The organism is Escherichia sp. SCLE84 (assembly GCF_012584495.1).
GTDB lineage: Bacteria > Pseudomonadota > Gammaproteobacteria > Enterobacterales > Enterobacteriaceae > ECMA0423.
This window is the reverse complement of record NZ_CP051433.1, coordinates 48,399-71,007: the sequence shown is the minus strand read 5'-3', so window position 1 is coordinate 71,007 and position 22,609 is coordinate 48,399. Positions and strand designations below refer to the sequence as shown.

General features: G+C 53.0%; 29 protein-coding genes and 5 pseudogenes. 3 read left to right on the top strand and 31 right to left on the bottom strand.

Annotated features, from left to right (window positions below; all coding sequences use genetic code 11):
• Window positions 1–8 precede the first annotated feature (8 nt).
• From traU to traM, 17 genes are all read right to left on the bottom strand, one after another.
• Window positions 9–1,001, bottom strand: coding sequence for a conjugal transfer pilus assembly protein TraU (gene traU, locus HGD79_RS26190; protein WP_000830839.1), 993 nt, complete (start codon window positions 999–1,001; stop codon window positions 9–11).
• Window positions 998–1,630: a type-F conjugative transfer system protein TraW gene (gene traW, locus HGD79_RS26185; protein WP_001203720.1), complete on the bottom strand. Its 633-nt coding sequence runs from the start codon at window positions 1,628–1,630 to the stop codon at window positions 998–1,000. Before traW ends, traU begins: the two co-directional genes overlap by 4 nt.
• Window positions 1,627–2,013 (bottom strand): type-F conjugative transfer system protein TrbI, encoded by a 387-nt coding sequence (gene trbI / locus HGD79_RS26180; protein ID WP_000214096.1) that lies wholly within the window; start codon window positions 2,011–2,013, stop codon window positions 1,627–1,629. Before trbI ends, traW begins: the two co-directional genes overlap by 4 nt.
• Window positions 2,010–4,637, bottom strand: coding sequence for a type IV secretion system protein TraC (gene traC / locus HGD79_RS26175; protein WP_001064243.1), 2,628 nt, complete (start codon window positions 4,635–4,637; stop codon window positions 2,010–2,012). Before traC ends, trbI begins: the two co-directional genes overlap by 4 nt.
• A 159-nt stretch (window positions 4,638–4,796) precedes the next feature.
• Window positions 4,797–5,018, bottom strand: a complete 222-nt coding sequence (traR, locus tag HGD79_RS26170) for a conjugal transfer protein TraR (protein WP_001278689.1) — start codon at window positions 5,016–5,018, stop codon at window positions 4,797–4,799.
• A gap of 134 nt (window positions 5,019–5,152) precedes the next feature.
• Window positions 5,153–5,668: a type IV conjugative transfer system lipoprotein TraV gene (gene traV / locus HGD79_RS26165; RefSeq protein WP_000809906.1), complete on the bottom strand. Its 516-nt coding sequence runs from the start codon at window positions 5,666–5,668 to the stop codon at window positions 5,153–5,155.
• Entirely contained in the window at window positions 5,665–5,916 is a 252-nt protein-coding gene (trbG, locus tag HGD79_RS26160) for a conjugal transfer protein TrbG (protein WP_001038341.1), read from the bottom strand. The genes traV and trbG overlap by 4 nt, the downstream gene beginning before the upstream one ends.
• 11 nt (window positions 5,917–5,927) lie before the next feature.
• Window positions 5,928–6,125, bottom strand: coding sequence for a conjugal transfer protein TrbD (locus tag HGD79_RS26155; protein WP_001324648.1), 198 nt, complete (start codon window positions 6,123–6,125; stop codon window positions 5,928–5,930).
• The gene (gene traP, locus HGD79_RS26150; protein ID WP_024179131.1) at window positions 6,122–6,694 is read right to left on the bottom strand and encodes a conjugal transfer pilus-stabilizing protein TraP; all 573 of its coding nucleotides are present in this window, start codon (window positions 6,692–6,694) and stop codon (window positions 6,122–6,124) included. Before traP ends, HGD79_RS26155 begins: the two co-directional genes overlap by 4 nt.
• A complete protein-coding gene (traB, locus tag HGD79_RS26145) occupies window positions 6,684–8,111 on the bottom strand; it encodes an F-type conjugal transfer pilus assembly protein TraB (protein WP_000146685.1) in 1,428 nt (475 codons plus the stop codon). The genes traP and traB overlap by 11 nt, the downstream gene beginning before the upstream one ends.
• On the bottom strand, window positions 8,111–8,839 hold the full coding sequence (gene traK, locus HGD79_RS26140; protein WP_001230787.1) for a type-F conjugative transfer system secretin TraK: 729 nt from the start codon (window positions 8,837–8,839) through the stop codon (window positions 8,111–8,113). Before traK ends, traB begins: the two co-directional genes overlap by 1 nt.
• Entirely contained in the window at window positions 8,826–9,392 is a 567-nt protein-coding gene (traE, locus tag HGD79_RS26135; RefSeq protein ID WP_000399793.1) for a type IV conjugative transfer system protein TraE, read from the bottom strand. The genes traK and traE overlap by 14 nt, the downstream gene beginning before the upstream one ends.
• Before the next feature lie 21 nt (window positions 9,393–9,413).
• The gene (traL, locus tag HGD79_RS26130; RefSeq protein ID WP_000012101.1) at window positions 9,414–9,725 is read right to left on the bottom strand and encodes a type IV conjugative transfer system protein TraL; all 312 of its coding nucleotides are present in this window, start codon (window positions 9,723–9,725) and stop codon (window positions 9,414–9,416) included.
• Between the two features lie 4 nt (window positions 9,726–9,729).
• Entirely contained in the window at window positions 9,730–10,092 is a 363-nt protein-coding gene (traA, locus tag HGD79_RS26125; protein ID WP_112889070.1) for a type IV conjugative transfer system pilin TraA, read from the bottom strand.
• Between the two features lie 33 nt (window positions 10,093–10,125).
• Window positions 10,126–10,353 (bottom strand): conjugal transfer relaxosome protein TraY, encoded by a 228-nt coding sequence (gene traY / locus HGD79_RS26120; protein WP_000589558.1) that lies wholly within the window; start codon window positions 10,351–10,353, stop codon window positions 10,126–10,128.
• 119 nt (window positions 10,354–10,472) lie between these two features.
• Entirely contained in the window at window positions 10,473–11,120 is a 648-nt protein-coding gene (locus HGD79_RS26115; RefSeq protein WP_000338012.1) for a transcriptional regulator TraJ family protein, read from the bottom strand.
• A 191-nt stretch (window positions 11,121–11,311) separates the two neighbouring features.
• Window positions 11,312–11,695 carry a conjugal transfer relaxosome DNA-binding protein TraM gene (gene traM / locus HGD79_RS26110; protein ID WP_168848554.1) on the bottom strand — a complete coding sequence of 128 codons (384 nt, stop codon included), beginning with the start codon at window positions 11,693–11,695 and terminating at the stop codon, window positions 11,312–11,314.
• 275 nt (window positions 11,696–11,970) lie between these two features.
• Here traM and HGD79_RS26105 point away from each other — a divergent pair, with 275 nt between their 5' ends.
• Window positions 11,971–12,618 (top strand): transglycosylase SLT domain-containing protein, encoded by a 648-nt coding sequence (locus HGD79_RS26105; protein WP_162716379.1) that lies wholly within the window; start codon window positions 11,971–11,973, stop codon window positions 12,616–12,618.
• 296 nt (window positions 12,619–12,914) lie between these two features.
• Here HGD79_RS26105 and HGD79_RS26100 read toward each other — a convergent pair whose 3' ends face one another.
• The 3 genes and pseudogenes from HGD79_RS26100 to HGD79_RS27015 all read right to left on the bottom strand — a co-directional run.
• Window positions 12,915–13,736, bottom strand: a complete 822-nt coding sequence (locus HGD79_RS26100; protein WP_001234469.1) for a DUF932 domain-containing protein — start codon at window positions 13,734–13,736, stop codon at window positions 12,915–12,917.
• 105 nt (window positions 13,737–13,841) lie between these two features.
• On the bottom strand, window positions 13,842–14,138 hold the full coding sequence (locus HGD79_RS26095) for a hypothetical protein (protein ID WP_001272240.1): 297 nt from the start codon (window positions 14,136–14,138) through the stop codon (window positions 13,842–13,844).
• 31 nt (window positions 14,139–14,169) lie between these two features.
• Window positions 14,170–14,292, bottom strand: a pseudogene (locus HGD79_RS27015) (single-stranded DNA-binding protein); the annotation flags it as partial.
• A gap of 69 nt (window positions 14,293–14,361) precedes the next feature.
• On the opposite strand from HGD79_RS27015, the pseudogene HGD79_RS26425 reads away from it, so the two are divergent.
• Window positions 14,362–14,658: pseudogene (locus tag HGD79_RS26425) on the top strand (hypothetical protein); the annotation flags it as partial.
• 300 nt (window positions 14,659–14,958) lie between these two features.
• Here HGD79_RS26425 and HGD79_RS26085 read toward each other — a convergent pair.
• From HGD79_RS26085 to HGD79_RS26795, 8 genes and pseudogenes are all read right to left on the bottom strand, one after another.
• Window positions 14,959–15,081 carry a Hok/Gef family protein gene (locus HGD79_RS26085; RefSeq protein ID WP_223163518.1) on the bottom strand — a complete coding sequence of 41 codons (123 nt, stop codon included), beginning with the start codon at window positions 15,079–15,081 and terminating at the stop codon, window positions 14,959–14,961.
• A pseudogene (locus HGD79_RS26800) lies at window positions 15,026–15,178 on the bottom strand (DUF5431 family protein); the annotation flags it as partial. The pseudogene HGD79_RS26800 and the gene HGD79_RS26085, both read right to left, overlap by 56 nt.
• Before the next feature lie 149 nt (window positions 15,179–15,327).
• Window positions 15,328–16,114, bottom strand: a pseudogene (locus HGD79_RS26080) (plasmid SOS inhibition protein A).
• Window positions 16,111–16,545 carry a conjugation system SOS inhibitor PsiB gene (psiB, locus tag HGD79_RS26075; protein ID WP_042634413.1) on the bottom strand — a complete coding sequence of 145 codons (435 nt, stop codon included), beginning with the start codon at window positions 16,543–16,545 and terminating at the stop codon, window positions 16,111–16,113. The pseudogene HGD79_RS26080 and the gene psiB overlap by 4 nt, the downstream one beginning before the upstream one ends.
• Window positions 16,546–16,599: 54 nt before the next feature.
• Complete coding sequence (locus HGD79_RS26070) at window positions 16,600–18,558, bottom strand: ParB/RepB/Spo0J family partition protein (RefSeq protein WP_168848552.1); 1,959 nt, start codon at window positions 18,556–18,558, stop codon at window positions 16,600–16,602.
• A gap of 63 nt (window positions 18,559–18,621) precedes the next feature.
• Window positions 18,622–18,855, bottom strand: coding sequence for a DUF905 domain-containing protein (locus HGD79_RS26065; protein ID WP_000005971.1), 234 nt, complete (start codon window positions 18,853–18,855; stop codon window positions 18,622–18,624).
• A 55-nt stretch (window positions 18,856–18,910) separates the two neighbouring features.
• Window positions 18,911–19,441: a single-stranded DNA-binding protein gene (locus tag HGD79_RS26060; protein WP_032214168.1), complete on the bottom strand. Its 531-nt coding sequence runs from the start codon at window positions 19,439–19,441 to the stop codon at window positions 18,911–18,913.
• Window positions 19,442–19,466: 25 nt separating this feature from the next.
• Entirely contained in the window at window positions 19,467–19,673 is a 207-nt protein-coding gene (locus tag HGD79_RS26795) for a hypothetical protein (RefSeq protein ID WP_000547945.1), read from the bottom strand.
• A gap of 27 nt (window positions 19,674–19,700) precedes the next feature.
• Between HGD79_RS26795 and HGD79_RS27010 the strand changes: the two are divergent.
• Window positions 19,701–20,328 (top strand): annotated as a pseudogene (locus HGD79_RS27010) (hypothetical protein).
• On the opposite strand, the gene HGD79_RS26050 reads toward HGD79_RS27010, so the two are convergent.
• From HGD79_RS26050 to HGD79_RS26040, 3 genes are read right to left on the bottom strand one after another with little or no spacing between them, the layout of a single operon-like run.
• Complete coding sequence (locus tag HGD79_RS26050; RefSeq protein ID WP_112889164.1) at window positions 20,309–20,872, bottom strand: class I SAM-dependent methyltransferase; 564 nt, start codon at window positions 20,870–20,872, stop codon at window positions 20,309–20,311. The pseudogene HGD79_RS27010 and the gene HGD79_RS26050 sit on opposite strands and share 20 nt — an antisense overlap.
• Before the next feature lie 47 nt (window positions 20,873–20,919).
• Window positions 20,920–22,281: a DUF3560 domain-containing protein gene (locus HGD79_RS26045; RefSeq protein ID WP_000170675.1), complete on the bottom strand. Its 1,362-nt coding sequence runs from the start codon at window positions 22,279–22,281 to the stop codon at window positions 20,920–20,922.
• A gap of 51 nt (window positions 22,282–22,332) precedes the next feature.
• The gene (locus HGD79_RS26040) at window positions 22,333–22,563 is read right to left on the bottom strand and encodes a hypothetical protein (protein ID WP_000218642.1); all 231 of its coding nucleotides are present in this window, start codon (window positions 22,561–22,563) and stop codon (window positions 22,333–22,335) included.
• Window positions 22,564–22,609 lie beyond the last annotated feature (46 nt).

Below are 22,609 nucleotides of genomic sequence, written 5' to 3'. Positions count from 1 at the left end.
TAGTAGTTTTACAGGAAGACACAGTTACGTTTACGCCACATCAGGTAGCCGAAGTTTTTCTTTGTATTGGGCGGATTTTTCCCGGTTTCCCAGCGGGTCACACTGCGCCCGAACGGATGGCACTGTCCGCTGTCCGGGTACATATTCACCATCTGGTAACGCCAGCGTTCTTTGGGCAGGATTGGGGACGGATATTCATTACAGACGGCGTTATTTTTCCCGATGGTTTCCATAATCATGCCCTGACGGTGCAGCTTGAACGCCATGCGTTCACTGACCAGCAGGGAGGACTGCAACGGACTGGACTCATTACTCACCCAGCCATTGAACGGGTACATACTGCCCTGCGAACCGGCACACCAGAACAGAACATCGAGAGGCATATTAAAGGCGCTGGCAATCGCATCTGCTGCGCAGGCTCCCTGTGCTATCGGATTGGCAAAGATGACAGCTTCCGGGTTGAGAATGGTGGTCAGGCTGCTGTCCGTCCAGGTGGGGTCGATTTCAGAAAGATAAGCGATATCCAGGTCACCACCTTCCAGACAGCCCAGCGATGTGATGATGTTAAGCCAGTACGTCAGCGGGTATTTGTACCAGTGAACGTGATAGAACGCCCCGTTCACCTGCTTCTCATCCTTTTTCGCCGTTCCCTGTGCTGTTTTACCAAAAGCCGGCAGGCTGAAGCCCAGGTTAACCATGCATCCCGGTGATCGGGTGACGTCCGTCAGCGCCATCGGCTCCCAGTAACCAATGGCCAGCCCGATACGCCTGAACAGCGGCGGCGGTGCCGGACAAATCTGAATGGGCATCGACGGGTTCGCCGTGTCGGGGACCTTACCCTGACTGACTTTGATACTGCCCAGCGAGAGCGGGAAAATACAGCTCCAGCAGATATCCGTGATCGGGTTTACAAAACGCCCCTCACAGGCAGAATCCGCAGACGCTGCAGGGACATGACCGGCGAGAAGGAATAACATCAGCAGCCACAGGCTTCGCTTCATTTTCTGCCCTCCTCTGCCGGAATAAATTCCACCTTCAGGAAGCGATCGCCGGGAACGGCGCTCACCCGTGCCGGGACCTGATCAATGCCGAGGCGCTGGCAGAGCACACCGTTCTGGTCAAAGTAAACACGGCTGTCCAGAGACTTCTGCATCTCCGGGATACTGCCCTGCACGAGGATAATTTTGCTCTCCAGTGTGGGCGGCGTCTGGCGTTTCATCCAGGCCACCTGCGCCGGATCATCGCCATTGATGAAATACAGCGTCTGGTTAAAAGGAACATACTGCAGCGGATTCATCACTTCACCCTGACGGGCAAACACCCGCCCTTCGTTATCCCGGATATCCGCAGCCAGTCTGACGGACGGGTCAAACAACCGGCTGCCGTATTTCTCCGTGCGTCCGATACCGGGCACGGCAGGGGGCCGCAGACTGTTGCGGATCACCCGCTCCTTAAAGGCATCCATTTTCCGGCCCATCTCACCGGACTGCTCCAGTGCCGTCAGGCGCTGCATGATCACCGTCAGCATGTCCGGCTCCTTTACCGGCCACAGATCGCCCCAGGTACCAAGATCGGCGGCGGCCACACTCTGCCCCCATATCAGCAGGGCAATCAGCCCCCGGCATCTCATGGCTCCGCCCTCATTCGCCGGGCGATATCCTGCTGGATTTCCCGGGTGATATCCGGAGCCCCCTGTACCACGGCAGGCGACACCAGAATGACCGCGTGGTGTTTCTGCTGCCATGCCTGCAGGCTGGCTTCCAGTGCCGTGTTAAAACGCGCTGAAAGGGCTTTTGACTGTGCTTCTGACAGTTGTTTCTGACTGGCGCTGTCAAAAAACGCATCCACGGTCTGTTTCATGTTGAAGGCGGCAGTCACCGGTGCGTTCAGTCTGACAATGCCGTAACTGATGGCTGCGTTCAGTAACACCATTGCCAGGCATCCCGGCACCGTCCACCACCAGTGGCTGCGTCGACGGGCTGTAACGTCAGTCGTTTTTTGCGTTGTGGTCATGCAACACTCCTGTATTTCTCATGTTCTTCCAGCCAGGCTTCCAGCGAAGCCATCTCCGGCCCTGACTTCTTCCACGCCAGCTGCCACACCGCCTCATGAATACTCAGCCCCTCTTTACGTTTCTGCTGCACAAACTCAAAATCCGGGCCGTCAGAGCTGTACATGGCGCGGCTTAACGGGTCCACAAACAGGCGGTGCCAGGAGGAATGGTTTTCCACCTGCAGCAGGAAGGAACTGAACCACTGATCTTTGGCCGCACCGAACTTACCAATCATGTCACGCTGCAGTGGCAGGAACTGGTCCGGATACAGCTGGTTGTATTTCGCGAACTCCTTCGCACTCTGTTTGAGGATAATTTTGTAGGAGGAGTTACCCCATGCTGCACGGGCCGCACTGGAGGCCTTGTCAGAGTCAAAGTCGACGATGTTCTGTGTGATGGTGATATAGGCACCGGTATGACGGCGGGCGGTACGGTAGCCTTTCTCAATAAATTCACCGACCTTGTGATTTTTGAAGTCCAGCAGACGCCAGCCTTCATCAATGACGTTCAGTTTCTTGAGGTTACGCGGCGTGCGGTACATCCGGTTCTCAATGTAAATGATAAGGCTGAACATCACCGCAACCAGCAGGGACGGACGGTCTTCCAGTCCGCCCAGCTCCAGCACCACCATTTTCGCATCATCCCGCAGAGACGGCTCATCGGAGTTGAAATACTGGCCATAAGTGCCGTTAGCAGTGTACTGGTCAAGCAGCACAATCATTTCGTCCAGACGGCTGCGGATGGTCGGTGACTCGGCATACTGCTCGCTGTCACTGGCGTTTTTCAGGAAATCCACCACGTCATCAATACGTGCCCTGTTCTCTTTGGCCAGCCATGATGCCCTGACTGCCTGCAGCAGCAGACCTTCATGCACTTCATCCAGGTTACCGTTGGGGCTGGCCATCACCGACAGCTGGTCACGGACACGCTCCGCTGACTGGTCAATATCGGTGATGTTCGCAAACGGGTTAAAGCGCAGGGTTTCACCGTCCAGATATACGCCCCCCATGTTCTCACACAGGGACTTGTAGCCATCCCCCATGTCGAACACCACGGCAAAGCCCCCGGAGTCCAGCACGCTGCGGATAAGTGGCTGTATCAGCCCGGTTTTACCGGCCCCGGAGGTGCCACAGACCGCCATGTTATAGTTGGTGTTATTCATCCCCCGGAAGAAAATATCGATAAACGCCAGCTGGTTACGGTAGGTGGGTGCCAGCAGACCTGCCGGTGTCAGGGGGTTATCCGCCACTAACGGCATCAGGTTGGCCACATTAAAGCTCTCTGCGCGCTGTACCACTCCGGCCTCTTTCAGCTGTTTAAACAACCCTTTCCCGGCCATAAAGGGCAGACAGGTCAGGAAATTGCGCATGTGGTTAAAGCGCGGTGAAATCAGCTCAAAACCGTTTTTACGGAAGCTGTTCAGGATGTCCTGCTCCACTTCCAGTGCCGTTTCATTATTATCCTTGCAGAAGGCTGTGATGTTGAGGAAGTAGGACACCACGGAGGACTGACCGGAGCCCAGCCGCTGACGCAGTTCCCCCCACTCCTTCGCCTCTTTCTCCACGGACGGAAACCATTTGGCATAGGAGGTCTTCGACTTTTTCTCCAGGTCCATGTACTTCAGGTTGGCTTCGCTGTGGGTTTTCACCTGGTCTTCCACCACCAGAGTCAGCGTCAGGATGAACGGACAGGAGATGGACAGTTCCGGGTTCAGCAGGTTGCTGTAGTTGTCGGCCATGTTCCACAGGAAGGCGATTTCCGGGTTACGGGCCAGATGGAAATTCAGGATGCGGGCCGTGCTGTTCCTGCCGTTCTCACGCAGGCCCAGCGTCAGGTAATCAGCCCGGACTTTCAGATCAAAACTGTCCTCCACACACTGATAATTCAGATCAGAATACGGGTCCAGCTGACGTCTTTTCGGGTACAGGGAATCCGGGTTATGGTTAATCATCTCCCCGACAATATCGATAAAGGCCTGTGCATCCACCGTCTGTGTGGTGATACTGGCCCCCTGTAACGACGCCCGGATGATTTTCACCAGGTTTTCCATTTCCAGAATGTCGGCCCGGCTTTTTTTCTTCGAGGGAGAACAGTACGAGATAAACACCCGGTAATGGCGCAGGGTCAGGGGCAGATTCATTCCCTCCGGCAGCGGAAACTGTGTCGCTGCCGCTTTCATATAATAGGCCCGGGTAATGGCGTTAAACCGTTCGGCCTGTTCGCCAGACCAGGAGAACTCACGCAGCCCGTATTCAATCCTGTCACCAACCAGCTGACTGGACATCAGATGGATACACAACGGAATACCGCGCGGCAGTTTGGTGCGCAGCATATGATCGAGGGCCTCCACAATGGACTCATTCGCCCCATTGATGGGGATGGCTTCCAGCATAAAGCCCATCGTGGTGTCATTCATGAACAGACCGGATTCCTGGTTGTAATCACGGTACGGCAGCAGACGGCTGAACTGCGGGAAGCTCATTTCGCCCAGAACTTCATTGGCCTTTGCGGATTCGTCAGGCAGTTTCAGTGCTGTGACGAGGGAGTTAACCGCCTGAGTGACGGCCTCAAGTGGGTTATTCACATGAATTCCTTAGTTGAAAAATAAAGCGAGAAATGCGGTAGCCATGAAGGGAATACCTGTAATTAACGCGCCATTTCCCGGCGCATATACAAAGATTTCTGTTTTCTGAATATCCACTCATGTTCATCCGGAATTAAATCACTATGTTCTGCGACTGACTTATGCATAATGTTTTCTCTGTCTTTCCTGATACGCCTGACATTCAACGCACAACGTCACACCGGGAAATATTTTCCGCCGGGCTTCCGGAATAGGATTTCCGCATGCTTCACAGAGATAAACAGGAATACCATGAGCATTTATTTTCTGGCGTATCCGGTTTATTCCTGTCATGGTCAGTTGTTCTGTCACTGAATATGCTTCATCGGCTTCATCACTCACGGAATATTCCTCCCGACATGTTCTGACACGCTACCGCCCATCCCTTTTCACGCACAGGGCACTCGTTTTACAGGCAGATTTTGAATACAGAAAGCCCGCCGGCATTGCCGGCTGATATACAACTTCAGGGCCAGTTAATTAATACGTGGTTTTCCCCACGCAGACGGTTTAATAACAAAAAACACGCTGGATGGCTGATGATAAACATCCTGGTTATCAATATAAGGCGCTATCCATAATGCTGCCGTCTGCTCACCCGTTCTTAGCGGACGAGGTGGTGTTACCGGCGTAACTGAACTGACCGGAACAACCGTTTTCACTTCCCGGGCAGCGGTAAACAGCGGGCGAGGTGCCAGCAGTTTCTGCTCCGGATGTGCTGTCACCGCAGGTCTGCTGCCGGACGGAGTGGTCGCGGTGACGGTCTGCACCGGCATTGTCCGGAAGTTCCCTTCAGCCAGGCGCGGCAGTGATGCCGCAACCGGCTTTGCTTCTGAGGACTGCTCCAGTTTTTTGGCCTTCTCATTGGCCTGCTCCATCGTCATACAGGTATCGGATGTGGTGGCGTTACACTCAAATTCCGTACTGGTTCCGGCACAGCCGGAAAGTAATAAGGTCCCCAGCAGAGGAATAAATAAAGAAATCTGTTTCATTGTCCCTCACCTTTCTCATCGCAGTTCACAAAATCATTCTTCAAATCCCTGACCGTACAGGTTTTTACAATGTCAGGATTTTCAAAAACCGTATTCCGTGATGATTTATAAACATATGCCACAATGCGTTTCCCACCCGCATCAGGCTCTGGTGCACTGACTTCACATAACGGAGGTGTTATTCCGGACTCATACAGCACCGGATAATTTATTTTTTTGACGCTGCCATCAGAAACCAGCTTATTCATCGAAGGGTTCCTTATATTTCTGAATTCTTCATCACACCGACAGCAGTCATATTAAAATTGTCCGGCAATGACTCAGAACCGAATTTCTCCGGTGCAGGAAGTACGATTCTTGTGGCGCAGTTACTGAGAACAGCATGCATAAAATCATCTGACACGGTTTTACCCGGCACAGAGAGGGCTGTAATAACATTAATATTACGCATGTTCATTTTTCTCCGTTGTTTCTGATTGTTCTGTCATCGGGGAAATAAACATGGCATTCCCTGATTTTTCCCGGCAGGGAAGTGTCTTCTGCAAGAACTTCCTTCAGACGCTCATCTGCTGTTGCCACACGGACACATTTCATTTTTCCGGGTCGCACCGGATATTTCCCGGTGCCTGCCGCAAACGACATATACATAAGTGCCAGCGTTGCCCAGAATGCGGTGACCAGTTGCATCAGTGACCGGTCAGTCTCCCTGACATAATCTGCAGCATCAGCAGCACGGTAACGGCAGATTTTCTCTTCTGCTCCTGGAAGATCATGCAGAGAAGGCAAACATTCTCTTACAGGAAACTGCCCGGCAGGGGCTGTTTGTCTTACGAAGTCAATTTCCTGAACCAGTAATTTTCCTGGTGTGGTGTTGTCCTTCCATAAAACAAACAGAGCCATCAGGGCCATTGTGGCCAGTGGCAGAATGACGGCGTATTTCAGACACCAGAACAGTCCTCGCAGAACCCGGGCGACAACATACCGGGCGGCATGGCCCGCCTGACGGGACGACGTATTATTTGCCATCATTGCCCCCTCCCTGACTGCCGGACATAAACTGCTGCGGATTCAGGTTGCCCAGCTGCTTCAGCATCTGGTCAGTATTAAAGCCGTTAAGATGACTTTCAGCCGATGGCGGAACAGGAACCGGACTTTCCGGATTGTCTTCTTCCGCTCTGCTCTGCGTGCGTTCCAGCGCCATCTCTTCCACGGTTTTCAGCTGGAAGCCGTCCTGGAACACCACGGTCACTTCGTTGCCCGCACCAATCGGTATCACCGGGTGATACTGTTCGGCACGTTTGATGTAGTAGTCACTGAGCGTCTGTGCGGCTTTCGATGCGCCGCCACCGATACCCATTTTAAGGACATCGCCGGCCCCGTAAGCAGCAGTGGCACCCAGCCCGACAGCCGGCTGGGAGGCGCGCTCCATTCCCTGACCGATACCGTCAACAAATCCCGCGCCCCATGCCCAGCCGAGGATTTTGCCGTTACGCATCACCACTTCGCCCTTGATACCGTTTTTACCCCGGAAGCTGACATGCCCCTTAATCGGCATATCAATAGTTTTGCCGTCCTTCAGGCAGCTGATATTGCGGGTACGTACAATGGCACGCTCACTGGACACATCCCCCCAGGCTTCCAGACCCACAAAACATCCCGTTGCGTCATACGTCTTGCTGTTCGGCATTTCCACCAGGCCGGTGATACGCAGCTGCATCGGCACCGTGGATTCATTACCGGTGACAGAGGCATTGGCATCCGCCCCTTCAATCAGCATGGCTTTCGCAAAACTTCCTGACGGAATGTACGGCAGTGATGGTCCCTGTTTTCCCTCATTACGGGTAAACACCTTACGCTGTATCCGGTTAGGCACCGGCACAGACTGGTACGTCACCTGTGGTGGTGGCGTGACACCATTCCCGGGATAAAACGCCGTCGGCGGTGGAACAGCAACGCTGCCCTGCGGCGGGAAGGATACGGGGGTGTTTCCTGGCTGTGGTTCGCCTTCCGGGCCGGGCGGTGAGGCAGGCATCTGCGGTACAGGCTCACCGGTCGCCGTGACGGGATTAGCACCCAGGGCTTTTACCTGCTCTGCCAGGGCGGCATTGTCCTGTCCCAGCTTTTCAATACGACGCTGGTCATCACCGCGCTGTTTGTTCAGAACATCCAGCTCACGACGGATTTCCTCATACTGCTTCTGCATCTGCGCTGCCGTCACCTGCATCTCTGTGGTGGCATGCTGACGCACCTTGTCATCAAAGGTCGTATCCACCACACCGGTCATATCCGGCACAGGCTCCTGTTCAGCCACGGTTTCACCGTTACCGGACATGTCCACATCAGACAGATACAGTGCCCCACCAATCGCGGAGGCTGTACCGACAACCACAATCCCCAGCCACAGGTACTGCTTGCGTTTCACAATGGTATTGATACTGGCCATCAGTTGCCCTCCCCGTCACGGATGACATACACATCCATGCGCGCACCTGCCAGTAACTGGCTGGCAGGCTGGCTGAACATCACGGCACGGGTTCCCGGCTGCCAGAAGTCACTTTCCCGGATATTCAGGGCAGACAGCGTTTTATTTTCCACGGCAAAGCGGACCATCTTCAGGTGATTCCCCGTCCATACGGCATCTGCCACTGAAGACAGCCCCGCCGGGGCCTGCAGGGTTTCCTTTGTCACCGGGACCTGATACCAGCCTGCGGGTAATTTTCCGCCACGGACGGCCTGGCTGATGGTCACAAGCAGGGATTCGTAAGGCGTGGACGTTTCCCACGCACCGGCTTCTTCTCCGGTTCCGCGCAGGTCACTGACCAGCTGAATGGTACGCCCCGCGCCTTCACGGGGAACGGCCTGAATGGAAAGATTCAGACCACGTTCTGTTTCCAGAATGAACGTAAAGGGCTTTTTGTTGACGGTGGCCACCACCACACCGCCGGAGGCGGTCTGCTCATTATTGGTCAGGGCACCATCCAGACTGTTCACGGCGATAATCCGGTCACCGGGAACGGTAAACAGATTCGGGCTGGTATTGCTGATGGCAATACTGGCCTGACCACCGTTCACCATTGGCACCACGGTGGGGGCCAGCGTACCGTTTGCGGCCATCACGCTGCAGGAAAAAAACAGGCTGCCGAATATTATTGCCGTATTATTTTTTCTCATCGTCTGTTTCCCCGAAATTATCCAGCCAGGTCACCCCGTTTTCCCGCCTCAGAATAAGGATGTAATGTTTAATATCAGTGAAAGGTTTTGAATCACCAATCCAGGTTTTAAGCACACCACGAATTTCCACACGGCCATACTGAGGCCAGACACGAACACTGGTCTGGAAAAAGGCTGAGTTCACGTTATCGTTTTTAATACGCTTCGCTTCTTCAGCCAGAATAACTTTCATCTGGTTCTGTGCGCCCGGGCGGATATATTGCAGAAGCGCCTGATGTGAGGCATCGACGGTTTCTGATGAAACATTCAGACGGAGGGCAATAAATGACAGCGCCATCTGCTGTAAATAAGAGGCGTCGGCACTATTCTGTGACACGGCAAAGGGGGCATTAAATGCCATTGGCGTCACGGCAGTGCGTTGCTCATTCTGAAGACGGTAGTTATTCACCCCCTGAATGACGTTAACAGAGAGGCTGAGAACAATAAGCACTGACATAAATATAAAGGCGATGGCCATTACACGACTGGTACTTAAACGGGCACCGTGTTCCATATAACAATCCTGGTATCAGTTCTATTTAATCCACTGCCGGAAACACGAATCGGGAACATTATGAAAAATACCGCGCAGCAGGGCTGTTGGCATATACCAGTAAATCAGGTCACGTAACCAGGAACTGCCCCGCCCTTTTTTCAGTTTTTTAATCCCGAAATAAACCAGAACCGCTGCACCAATACCGAACAGATATTTTGATTTTGTGATACCCCAGCCAATACAGATTGCTGCGGGGATCAGTTCATCCAGTGGCAGGCCAAACCAGCGGCTCTGGTTGGTCAGTGTTTCCGGGAAACGATATTTCTTAAGTTTATTCTCGTCTCCCGACATCGTTTTATTTCAGGCCAACGACGGCCATACCCACAGCAATAAATACAGAGATGATGGCAAAACCGGCCAGGAACTTGACGTTTTTGGTCATCATGTACATGACAGCACCGACCAGAACTTCAGCCAGAACAACCCATTTAACAACACTGGAGTCCTTACCGAAGGTCGCCTTAACCGTGGAGTTACCACTTGCCATCAGGTCCTGATTACCGGCGGCCATCGCCAGCTGCGGGAAGAACATCATCAGAACAGCAGCCGGGATCACAGCGCGAGCCAGGCGAAGCATATTCAGACGAGTGAATTTGGAAAAAAACGACTTCTTTTTGACGGGCGCAGAAGCACCCTGAACACTTAAAACGGCGTCCATATGATTCCTCTGTTAAATATTGATAGATAAAAACTAAAGTTCTTTAAATGTTGACTCGCTCTCTTCGGTCACCTCCCTGAATATTTCTTCATTATAAAAATCTGGATAACGTTGCAAATGATCCTGCAACCTCACCAATGCTTCGTTTGTTTTCGTTCTTCCACTACGCTCTCTGGCTCCAAGTAATAATTTATTCGTTTCCTCATCAAGGGTAAGTAAAACCTTTCTACTTGGCGCAGATCTTAAAGCTCCTTTAATCACCCTCCCTCCCATAAATAAAAGAGATTTAGTCAAAATATTCACATAAGACGCACACAAAAATAAACAACAAAATAGTAAATTACGTTAACAAAAACCGGCACTTTTAGTGCCGGAAATGCTTACATTTCTTTACAGTGAAGGCTGTTAATATTACTAGCGAAGTATTGATATAGATAAAATAACACATCAGAGATTATAGCATATCGCAACCACTCATCCCTGTCTGAGAAACCATAGTGTTTTTTAAAATTCATAAATATTTTTTTAGATTGGTCAACAGAGATATCCATTCTCTGAGAAGAATACTCATGACTATAACCCAAAAGATACGGTATTATCTTATTAAAGCGATATTTGTCAGGTTCACAACTAAACTCCTTGCCCTTTATAAAAAAGCTACTAACTACGTATCTTTCAAAGAATCTCCAGACAAACAAATTCAAGTTATTCACTTCCGTACTTTCAACCACCACATCCCATGATACATCATTCAATATTACACCATTAATAATACTCACTCCATTCGAGGACGAGAAAGCATCAACTTCAGCAGTATGAAATAAAATTTGCGTATCAATATCAATACCAGAAAACCATATTTCAGAATTACTATTCTGACACTTTATTAAGTGTAAAAAAACAGAGTTTGAGTCTATGAATTTTCCTGACTCTGTGCGGACACAGACTGGATATTTTGCGGATAAAATAATTTCCGGCAGGCCTGATTGACGTATGAGTGCTCTTTCTCTAGTATCCATCACACACATAGGAACCTCCTCAAAGGATTCTATGGACAGTCGATGCAGGGAGGGACAAGCTCCCTGCATCGGCGATTTTCAAGTTCAAATTTTAACGTGGCATTAACCACGTAATTAATATACTAATTATTCTGATTATTGTCATCAGTTTGAACCATTAAAAAGTCTGATATTTGAACAAAGTCAAAATTTATTTCCCTTTATTCATCATCATTTTTTGGAAAGAACCTTTCCATCTCAACCGACACCTTCTCTCTGATATCTTCAACCATATTGTCATATTCAAACTTTGGATTTCCTGAGACATGAGGACTGAGAGACTCAATACCCAAAATTTTCGCTACTGATGACTGTGTTTTTACAACGCATTCAAGAAGTAGTTTATTAAACTCGGCCTGATTAAATGCAGACTCTTTGCGCTCCATCTGAGCCTCATATACACGAAGACCCAGTTCAAGAAGCATTGAAGCCGTTGCTGAAAAACTGACATCTTTTTCTCTCGCCCCCTCCTGTCGACGTTTTTCAATAATCGCGTTTATTTTTTCATAAGCATCATTGCTGATATACAGATTCACCTTAGCCATTAGATATTACCTTTTTTAAACATAAAACAAAGTTAATTTCGAAACACTGGAATTCATAGTGCAAACAGGGACGCACCGCTAGCAGCGCCCCTGACGGTATCCTATAAAAAAACACACCGCGCCGCTAGCAGCACCCCTAATATAAAATAATGTTTTTTATAAAAATAGTCAGTACCACCCCTACAAAGCGGTGTCGGCGCGTTGCTGTAGCTGCGTTAACGACGCTGCTTTAAATAAATCAGATTTAAACAATATAAATCCACAAATACAACTCAATGATATTAAAGATAAATCAGCAAAAACTTGTTTTTGCGTGGGGTGTGGTGCTTTTGGTGGTGAGAACCACCAACCTGTTGAGCCTTTTTGTGGAGTGGGTTAAATTATTTACGGATAAAGTCACCAGAGGTGGAAAAATGAAAAAATGGATGTTAGCCATCTGCCTGATGTTTATAAATGAGATCTGCCATGCCACTGATTGCTTTGATCTTGCAGGCCGGGATTACAAAATAGATCCTGATTTACTGAGAGCAATATCATGGAAAGAATCCCGTTACCGGGTTAATGCCATCGGTATTAATCCGGTAACGGGATATGGCAGCGGACTGATGCAGGTAGATTCCCAGCATTTTAACGAACTGGCCCGCTATGGAATTAAGCCGGAACATCTGACAACAGATCCCTGCATGAACATTTATACCGGTGCTTATTATCTGGCAATAGCATTTAAAACATGGGGCGTCACCTGGGAGGCCGTTGGTGCATACAATGCAGGATTCAGGAAATCCGAACGCCAGAACCAGAGACGTCTTGCCTACGCATCAGAGGTTTACCGGATTTATACCGGGATAAAAAGCAGTAAAGGTATCCGGCTTCCGGCCACGAAGAAATCACTTCCGGAAATTAACAGCGTGCAGAACAATTAATCTTACAGACATTGTCAGATACCGGTTATGCCGCAAAAGCGGCATGGAAGGCCACACACAAAAATATCATATGAGTGACAATACTGACTGGCCGAAGCCCCGCGAAGCGGGAACCCATCTTATATATACCCGGTAACTGCGCAGCCTCCTGCCAGACCATTTTTCGCGGGCACAATATTTACAGACAACCGGAAAGCCGGTCGATGAAATTGAGGTATATCAGACGACACAGCAATTCCGAAAAATGATAATATAAGCAAAGCCCCGAAAATTTTTTCGGGGCTTTGCTTATATTATCATGACTTCCACTTTCTGAACTGTTCGGCAATCACCCATAACGCCTTGTTGATTCTTATATCACCATCAATACCTGTAATGGCTCTTGTCCTGGTATTTTTCCCGGAGGCACTTCGCCCCGATAATCCACCTTTTATCATATTCTCCTGAACCCGCTGCCAGGTTGTCCAGAGATCGTTCTGTTTGTCTTCCCGACGACGGGGAGTAATTATCTGTTCAGGTGTCACTGGCGTTTTATTTTCATCTTCATACCTGACCATCAGTGCAGCTCTGCCAAATAAATGTTGCTCGTCACTGTTAAGATGAATTTCTTTCATCGCCTCCATATTATCAGTGACCTTATCAAAGACACCGAGCACTTCATACGCTCCCTCGATAACCTGCCCGACAATATCACCTTTATGTGGAACGCGGATTTCGCCAAAATTATTTCCGCACACCAGGCCATTTGTGCAGACAAAACGAAAAATTCCGGGGATCATCTGATAACTGGATGAACCATCATGTGAATTAAGCAGGATAATTTCAGGAACTTCCTGTCCGTTAATATGCCCTTCCCTGCGAAGACGTAACATATGTTTACTGTATTCGCGACGTCCCAAATCACGAACCCGACTCTGACAGGCAAAGAATGGCTGGAAACCTTCATCACGTAACTTATTGATGATATTGATTGTTGGAATATACGTATAACGTTCACTCCGGGACTCATGTTTGTCACCAGAAAAAACAGACGGTACAAACTGCATTAATTCGTCATCCGTTAACGGGCGCTCACGGCGAATGGAATTATATCGGCCAAAACGGGAAGCCAGTCGCATAATATTCACTCCTCGCTGAAAGAAAAAATAAGTCAAAAATTTTTTCGCTTAATTTCCTCCCCCTGATTATTATTAACAAATCGACAACAATCAGGGAAAAAATCATCACACCGGACTGGTCATGGGCTGACCGGCCTGTTGGCTGAAAAGCATCATCAGTGCACTCAAATCACTGGCTTTTTTTCTGATAACTGGCGTGTGATTTTCCACGCTGTCCAACAGCGCCCCCAGTTCATCATTGATTTGCCCTAACTGTTTCATCAGCGTTTCCGCATCCAGGCTGCTCTGGTATGCAAGATTTGCCTGAACAGCACGATTCTGCATGATGTCGATTTGTGCGATTGCGTCCTTCTGCTGATCGCCGGTTGGCTGATAAGTGGTGTTAAAAGAAAATGCGCTCATAATTCCTCCTGTATCTGATGTTTTCAGCCCCCATCACCCGTTTGAGAACCTTCGCCGCAAGGGGCATCACTGCCACGACCGGAAACGACTGTCCGGGGGCAGACCGCAAAAGTTTTTGCCTGCTTTTGGGCAAAAAGTTTTGCGGGATGTACATTTCACCCCTGGACTGGCGGAGACGGTTGTGGCTGTCTGTGCCCCCGGCGACAGGGACTCATACGGGTGTGTGGCACCGGACACAACAACGGGCAGGGACCCGCCGCAACGACGAAGAGCGCGTGCGCGAAACGGCGTTGCCCCTTACATCCCGGCGGCCTTTTGCCGGGATGCCGGGAGCGCAGGTCACGGCGCGACAGAGGCGGCGCGACCGGAACGGTCGCTGCAAGCCAGGGGGTTCGCGTCAGGGATGGAAGCCCGCCAGGGCGGAGACAGCTCCGCTGGCTCCGTTCACGACAGCCCGCCCCGCCAGGGGGACGCCCGGAAAAGGCATAAGCAGGAGAACAACAAAACAGACAATAATCAGGGCAGCAGTAATCAGAGTCAGAACAGGAGGAAAAAGAGAATAATCAAAGGGAAGGTGATGTGATTTCTGACAGGTCATAAACAGAGAAGGCGGGGGAAAAGAACGGGCGCCGCAGGCGCACGTTCATCCCCGTTCCCGGAGGGAAACGGCCTTCCTGGCAGTCTGGTTGTTCATGCCCGCACAATGCCAGCAAGGAGAAAGGGGCCACCGGCGAACCAGCAGCCCCTTTATAAAGGCGCTTCAGTGCAGTCAGACCAGCATCAGCCCTGAAAAGGCGGGCCTGCGCCCGCCTCCAGGTTGCTACTTACCGCCGGATTCGTAAGCCAAACTTGCCGTAACCTCCCTGTACCCGTCCTTCAGCCGGACTTCGCACAGACGATTCCGGGTCAGGAGTGTGAATATTAACAACGTGCAGCACACGATTAATACGCACCAGATAAGGGCGTTTCCCGGTAGTTTCATGGTTTACTCCTCCTTGCAATTTGCACGGTAAGAGGCCATACTGACGTGGACTAGACATGCAGAGGCCTCGTGGGTTAATGAAAAATTAACTACGGGGCTTTTGTCCTTCTGCCACACGACAGGATAACAAACCACCTTCACGTCATGAGGCAGAAAGCCTCAAGCGCCGGGCACATCATAGCCCATATACCTGCACGCTGACCACACTCACTTTCCCTGAAAATAATCTGGTCGTTCAGCCAGTTCACGGGAAATCCGTGTGATTGTTGCCGCATCACGCTGCCTCCCGGAGTTTGTTCGGCACCATCCATCGCTCCATCTCACGGACGGCATGACCGGCCTCTCTGGCTGCCAGACTGGCTTCCGCGATGACCTGCCAGAATGGCATATCCTGCCACTGCCAGCGTTCCATTCCGGCCAGTGACGGAAAACGCTCACCCCACTGCCAGAACAGCGTTTCCAGGTCATGCTCCGCCACCCGGTCACTCCAGCGGGCATGCCAGCTTCCGACCGTCTCCGGCGAATGGAATGCCAGTTCGATTTCAGCCTGAGCAACCAGCGCCTGGTACGCACGGGCTTTCTGCTCTGCCTCCCGTGCCTGCTGGCGGCTGTACTTCTGCATGACCAGCGCGGATTTATGGCGACTGCGTTCCCTGACACGGAACCGCACCGACGGGAACAGCCGCTCTGCTGCATCACCGGGAAGGGGAAGGAGGCAGACCTCGCCCTGTGTTTCAATCAGCACATCGATGGCATACAGCCATTGAAGACGGTTGCCGTGCAGTTCTTCTGCGGTCAGGGACGGCATGAAAAATCGCAGGTCAGACAGCGATATCCTGCGGCTTCCGTTCAGACAGCGGAAAAACGCCCCCGCATACGGATATTCCGCCAGCGAGTTTCCCTGATGGCGGCGTTTTTCCGTCTCCGCCACCGCCCGCCATGCGGCCTGTTGCTCTACGCTGAGGGGAACCAGTGCCTGTGAACGTGCGCTCATGCCTGACCTCCTTCCGCCATCAGGATATGGATGATGTCGTTAACGCTGTACCCCTGCCCATCCAGTGACGCCGCCAGTGCCAGTGAATGGCTGACAGCTTCCGGTACAAACCGCCGCTGCACCTGAACCACCGCAAACGGCTCACCACCGGCATTCACCAGAACCAGCACCCAGACCTGAGAGACATCGCCCGGTGAACATAACGCCAGGTGAAAACGTTCGTGGGCAGGCGTGAAGCGGACCTGGACGGGGAAAAAGCCGCCGAACTCGCTGCCGTACTCGCCATTCATCGTCCAGTTGTCCGGCGCATCCAGTTCCCGCATCACGGCGTGTGTCAGCTCACGGCGTTCATCACTTCCGGCAGCCCGGATATCTTCATATTCCTGTGCACTCATGGTCTGTAATACATTCAGGGTCAGTTCAGTTTTCATCACGGTATCTCCCTTGCTGCCGCCCCGTCTCCGGCGGGGCGGTGTGGTTGTTCATCAGGCGGCATCAGCCAGGTTATCGGTGCGTTCAGTGGTATCCGTCTGTGGACGTGGTGCACACATCCAGCCAGGCACCCAGCGGTTGTCTTTCATATGGTGCTCTGCATGTTCAGCCGCATCACCTTTCTTCATCTTCTCTGCATCCCGTGCAGCACCGGACAGTCCTGCCTCATTCAGGGCTGCGATAATCTGCGGCTTTTTCAGGTGTCCGAAGAAGTTTGCTTTTGTCGGCTGCCACCAGTCGCGCATGTGGAATCCGATAGCGGTTTCCAGCGAGTCAAGCGGACTGCGTGACGTGTGACCACACTCACGGGTCTGGACACCGTTAAGGCTGCATGCGGTGCAGAAACTGAGCAGGGACAACAGCACCTCCTGACTGAGTGACAGGAATGTCGTCATGTCCCGTGACCATCCCTCCGGTAACAGGGCAGCAAGACGGGCTTTTTCTGCCATCAGCGCCATGAATGCGGCACCTTCCTTCCCCGATGGCGCATCGCTGGTCAGCGAATAATGTTTACATTCCAGGCTGATTTGTGCCGGTTTACTGTACGCTCCGCTGCCAAACACATTCAGGCAGAGCGTCCATGCCAGCAGTGCCAGAGATTTGTCCGGTTGCTGCATCAGTGCTGCCTGGACTGCCAGCGTGCGTTCGGAAGACATTTTCGTCAGCAGTGGCAGACTGATTTCCTCCACTGACGCTTTCTCCTGCACCTGTTCCGTACGGTCAGCGTCGTCAGCCACGTCATCCTCACTGCGCAACTGCACACCACGCTGGACACACACGTTGCCATAACGCCAGGACACCACCACTCCACCTCCGGCACGCATCTCCGGCGTCCACGCCCTGACCTTCGCCATGCAGCGCATCAGCTTCATTTCTGCTTCCAGCAGGTCAGATTCCTCACACTGGTTTTCCGGCGCGTCGTAACGCGTCATCAGTTCGTTCAGACGTTCTTCTTCCGCCTCCGTCAGCACCGCTTCCGGCTCCGGCAGACAGCGGTATGTTCCGGCATCCTCACGGCACTCACCGACAGGCTCCATGCGTCCGGCGCACCATTCCCAGCCTTCGGCTTCCCGAAGGAACTCTGCGACAGCCTGGAGTTTTTCCAGCAGGGCGGCATCGAGCGCCACGCAGTCCACATAGCCACCTTCGTCGTCGCTGAACAAATCGGTGCGCAGTTCGTCTGGCGAGAAGGCATCAGCCCCCACGAAGCGGAATTTACTGTTCCCCGCCACCGCCACTTCACTTTCGGTCACCAGACGACGAATGGTCTGTACTTCCGGTTTACCGCCCCATCCCGACTGACAGGCGGCTTCAAACACCTGCACCTGACGCGCGGTGTCGTTCTCCAGCGCCAGCGCCTGACAGTGTTCGGTGGTGATGCGGTCTTCTGCCAGCGCATCGAGGATGACAGGCGCAAGGTCAGCCAGTTTCAGCATTCGCTGAACGTGGCGGGGTGAATAGCCCAGCAAATCACCGATTTGTGCAGGTGTTTTGCCTTCCTGCGCCATTGCGCGGAATCCGGCAATCTGTTCGGCAGGGTGCATATCCCGACGCTGACCGTTTTCAGTCATTGATGCAGCCGTCGCCAGCTCCTGCGGAATAACCTTCACGCGTACAGGCCAGTCAGCCGGAAGGATGCCACGCTCTGCCAGCATGTTGAGTGCTGCCAGTCGGCGACCACCTGCGGCGACACCGTGGCGGTCACCAGGCAGGGCATGAACAACCAGATTCTGCAACAGGCCAACGCCCTTAATGGACTCCGCCAGTTCGCTGACGGACTCTGCGGAATACGGCACCGTGCGCACATTCAGCGGTGATTTAATCAGCGAGGCCCGCGACACGCTCACTTCCTCCGTCTGCTCCAGCAGGGCAGACAGGACTGTTTCCTGCGTTTTTGCAGATTTACGGCTGGATTTACGCTCCGTTTTTGTCTTAGACTCTGTAACTGACATATATTTCTCCTTTGACCGGGATGGTTGTATGTCTGCCGGACGCGTTCCCGTCCGGCACCTCTCTTACTTAAGAATGCCGAAATTCCGGATGACATGGTTCATCCAGTACCCGGCACCGTCCTCAAAATTCCAGGTACGCCAGACCAGGCCACTGTTATTGCGGACAACCAGGCGAAAATGCGTTCCCTGATCATCCTCGATAAAGACATTCCGGTACTGTGCGGCAACGGCTTCAGCCTGTTCGCGGGTAAAGGAGCCGTCAGGCAGCCCCTGAAATATTCTGAAATATTCGCTCATCCTCATATCTCCGGTGATGCCCCGCACTGGACGGGGCGGTTGTCACTGTCTTTCGTTAGAACGGAATGTCGTCATCGAAGTCATACGCGGGTTCAGACGGCTGCTGAGGCTCCGGCTGCGCGGCCTTACGTCCACGGCCTTTCGTTTTCGCGCCACCTTTTTTCGGTTCCGGCTGTGATTCCGGCTGAGGCTGACCGCTGAACTGTTGCGCCTCTTCCGGCTGAGTCTGAGTACCTGCGGCACGTCCCAGCATCTGCATGGTGCCCGTGTTTTTAACAAGGATTTCAGTGATGTAACGGGTGACGCCGTTGTTGTCGTCCCAGCTACGGGTACGGAGTTGCCCCTCGATGTAGACCTGCGCACCCTTACGCAAATATTCACCAGCCACTTCCGCGAGCTTGCCGAACAACACCACGCGATGCCATTCCGTCTGCTCCCGCATCTCCCCCGTCTGTTTGTCACGCCAGCTTTCTGACGTGGCCACCTGCAGGTTTGCCACTGCGCCCCCGTTGGGGATGTAACGGACTTCCGGATCTTTTCCCAGGCGACCGACAAGAATGACCTTGTTAATTCCACGAACTGCCATGATGTGTCTCCTTCTGTTGATGTTTTCAGCCCCCATCACCCGTTGAGTTTCGGGAGCCGCGGTTTTGACGTTTTGCGGGGACCTGCCGTTTGTTCCCTCCGGTATTAACCATCACCCGTTTGAGAACCTTCGCCGCAAGGGGCATCACTGCCACGGCCGGAAACGACTGTCCGGGGGCAGACCACAAAAGTTTTTGCCGGCTTTTGGGCAAAAACTTTTGTGGGATGTGCATTTCACCCCTGGACTGGCGGAGACGGTTGTGGCTGTCTTTGCCCCCGGCGACAGGGGCTTAAACGGGTGCAGGGCACCGGATACAACAACGGGCAGGCACCCGCCGCAACGACGAAGAGCGCGTGCGCGAAACGGCGTTGCCCCTCACATCCCGGCGGCCTTTTGCCGGGATGCCGGGAGCGCAGGTCACGGCGCGACAGAGGCGGCGCGACCGGAACGGTCGCTGCAAGCCAGGGGGTTTGGCGTCAGGGATGGAAGCCCGCCAGGGCGGAGACAGCTTCGCTGGCTCCGTTCACGACAGCCCGCCCCGCCAGGGGGACGCCCGGAAAAGGCATAAGCAGGAGAACAACAAAACAGACAGTAATGAGAGCATCAGAAAAAAGAAGAACAGTAGCAGTAGCAGTAGCAGTAGCAGTAGCAGTAGCAGTAGCAGTAGCAGTAGCAGTAGCAGTAGCAGGAACAACAACATCATCAGTAACAGGCAAATGACAGGTCTGAAAAGACAGAAGCCCCCGTCAGAACGTCCGCGTAATGAAAGGGGCGGCGCGTCAGCGCGGCCCCTTTCAGCGCCACCGGCGCGCGGTCTTTTCCCGGCGCGGACAGACAGGCATTTATCCTCCCGCCTGCCCGGCGTCTTCAGGCCCGCAGACGAATAATCATCGTCGGAACACGGGTATAAGCAAACGTGCCGCGCGGCAGCTCCTCGCGGACGTCAGAAAACGGCAACAGCTTCTCCTGCTGGCGTGGTCCGTTGAGACAGACGGCGACCAGCACGCCACCCGGACGCAACAGGGAAAAGGCCCGCAGGATATGCCGGATATCCTGCCCGTGGCTGAACGGCGGATTCATGATAACCCGGCTGTAATACTGCGCCGGCTGCCATTCCATGAAGTCGCCACACTGAACCCTGACACCGTTAAAATTTTCCCGCAGATACCGGACCAGCCCGCTGTTAATCTCCACCGCATCACACATGGCCCCCGGCGCGGTATCCCGAATCGCCCGCAGTATGGCCCCGGTGCCGGCAGAGGGTTCCAGAATGTGATCACGGTTGCTGATCTCCGCCAGCATCACCAGGCGATCACAGACCGGGGCAGGAGTCACAAAAAGCTGAGATTCAGCCCGGATTTCAGCAACCGGCGCGGCGTTATCCAGCCTTGCGCGCATCAGCCGGATACGTTCTCTTAACTGACTGTGCATGTCATTATCTCCGTCATCCCCCGGGGATTTTCCCGGGGGGATATACCTTATTTCTGTGGAATTTCCGTGATTTTCATGTCGGTGATATACACATTCACCAGGCGGAAATTATTGTCCATTGTGCGGCGGTAGCGGTATGCCCCGTGGTCTTCTGCTTCTGCCACACTGCGTACGGCCTTACAGTCCCGGGGCAGGGCGGCCCACTGTGCCTTTGTCATTTCCCGGAAACCTTCCCCCGGATAGTTGACTACCGGCGGACGCTTCGCGGCCTGACTGGCGACGGCAGCCTCTTCTGCCGATGGTGCTTTGTAGTCCGTGATGCGATCGGGCGTCACTTTCATCGTGCCGCTGTACCCGAGAAAACTGTAATTTGGCGTTGTGACTGAACTCACCGCCCCGTTGCTTTTGTTCACACGGATGATGGTCAGCCACTCGCCCCGGCTGAAAACCTGTCCGCCCGGCTCAAAATCCTGTGTCCGGGTAACCACGCCGCCGCTTTCGTCCAGCATGGCACGCTCATAGATAAGGCGGTTCTGATAGTGGTTAACCCAGCGTTGCTGACGCTGGATCTGCCGTTCATGACAGCGGATCGCAATTTCGCGGGCCTGCTCCGTGGTGATGATGTCATCATCCAGGGCCGACCATAACGATCGACTTCCTTCATACTGGCTTTTTTCTGCCGGGCGCGGATACGTATCCAGCGGGAAACAGGCGCTAATATGGTCATGACTGCTGATGAGTTTTGCCATATTCAGATCCAGCGATTCAGCCCGCCACATCGTCAGATATTTCTGCGACTGTGCGATGGTCTTTTCAGCCTTGCGCAAATCAGCTTCGATTTTTTTGATACGACGCCAGCGAACGTCCGGACGTTCTTTATACTTCGCGTGAAGCAGTGCCGACCGCGCGCGTTCTTCCCAGTATTCCGCACGTTCAAAGAGCATCACGGCACGTTTCATGCCGTTTTCAATACGCTGCGCATCACGACGGGCGCGGCGTTCGCTGTGATGCCCCACAAGAATGGGCTGACCGGGCGGGATCATCGCGGCCAGTCTTTCCACTTCATCAAGTGCCTGTGCGGATTCACTGGCCCGCTTTCCGCTGTATCCGGTAAACCGCTCCGCCCGTGCTTCCTGACGTTCAGCGAGCGTGCTGTCTTCATCCTCAATCTCTCCGGCAAGTGAGAGGAGCACGTCTTCCCGGCCCGGTGTCCAGGCTGGCGCGACAAACAGCGCCTGTTTGGGTGCCCAGCGAAAACCGGCATCATGCACTTTTTTATACGTCTCCGGGTCGAGGCGTGACGCGGCATACAGGCGCAGTTTGTTGTCATCCGGTGAGTAGGTCGCGCGGTACATCTGCACAGGGCTGGCGGCTTCCGGGGCGGTCATGGTGATGGCTGCTAATGTCATAAAATGTTCTCCTTCCGTCTGTTGCCGCCCCTCGCGGGGCGGCTCACCTCATCAGTTAAAAGCGCGTTTCAGTTCGAGTGTGCGGAGCACCTGCCCGAAGGCCGTGTTTTTCATGGCGGGGATGTGTACACCACGCCCCCGGTGAAAACTCCGGGCAATGTGTCGCCCGAAGGCTTTCAGCACGGGGTCAATTTCCGGCGCGGGGATGTCTTCGCGTCTGAAACGGGGATGACGGCGGGGCTTTACAGCCGCTGCGGAAGGTGAAACAATACTTACTGTCATAAATGAAACTCCTTATGACAAATTGGTTAACAATGCCGTCAAAATT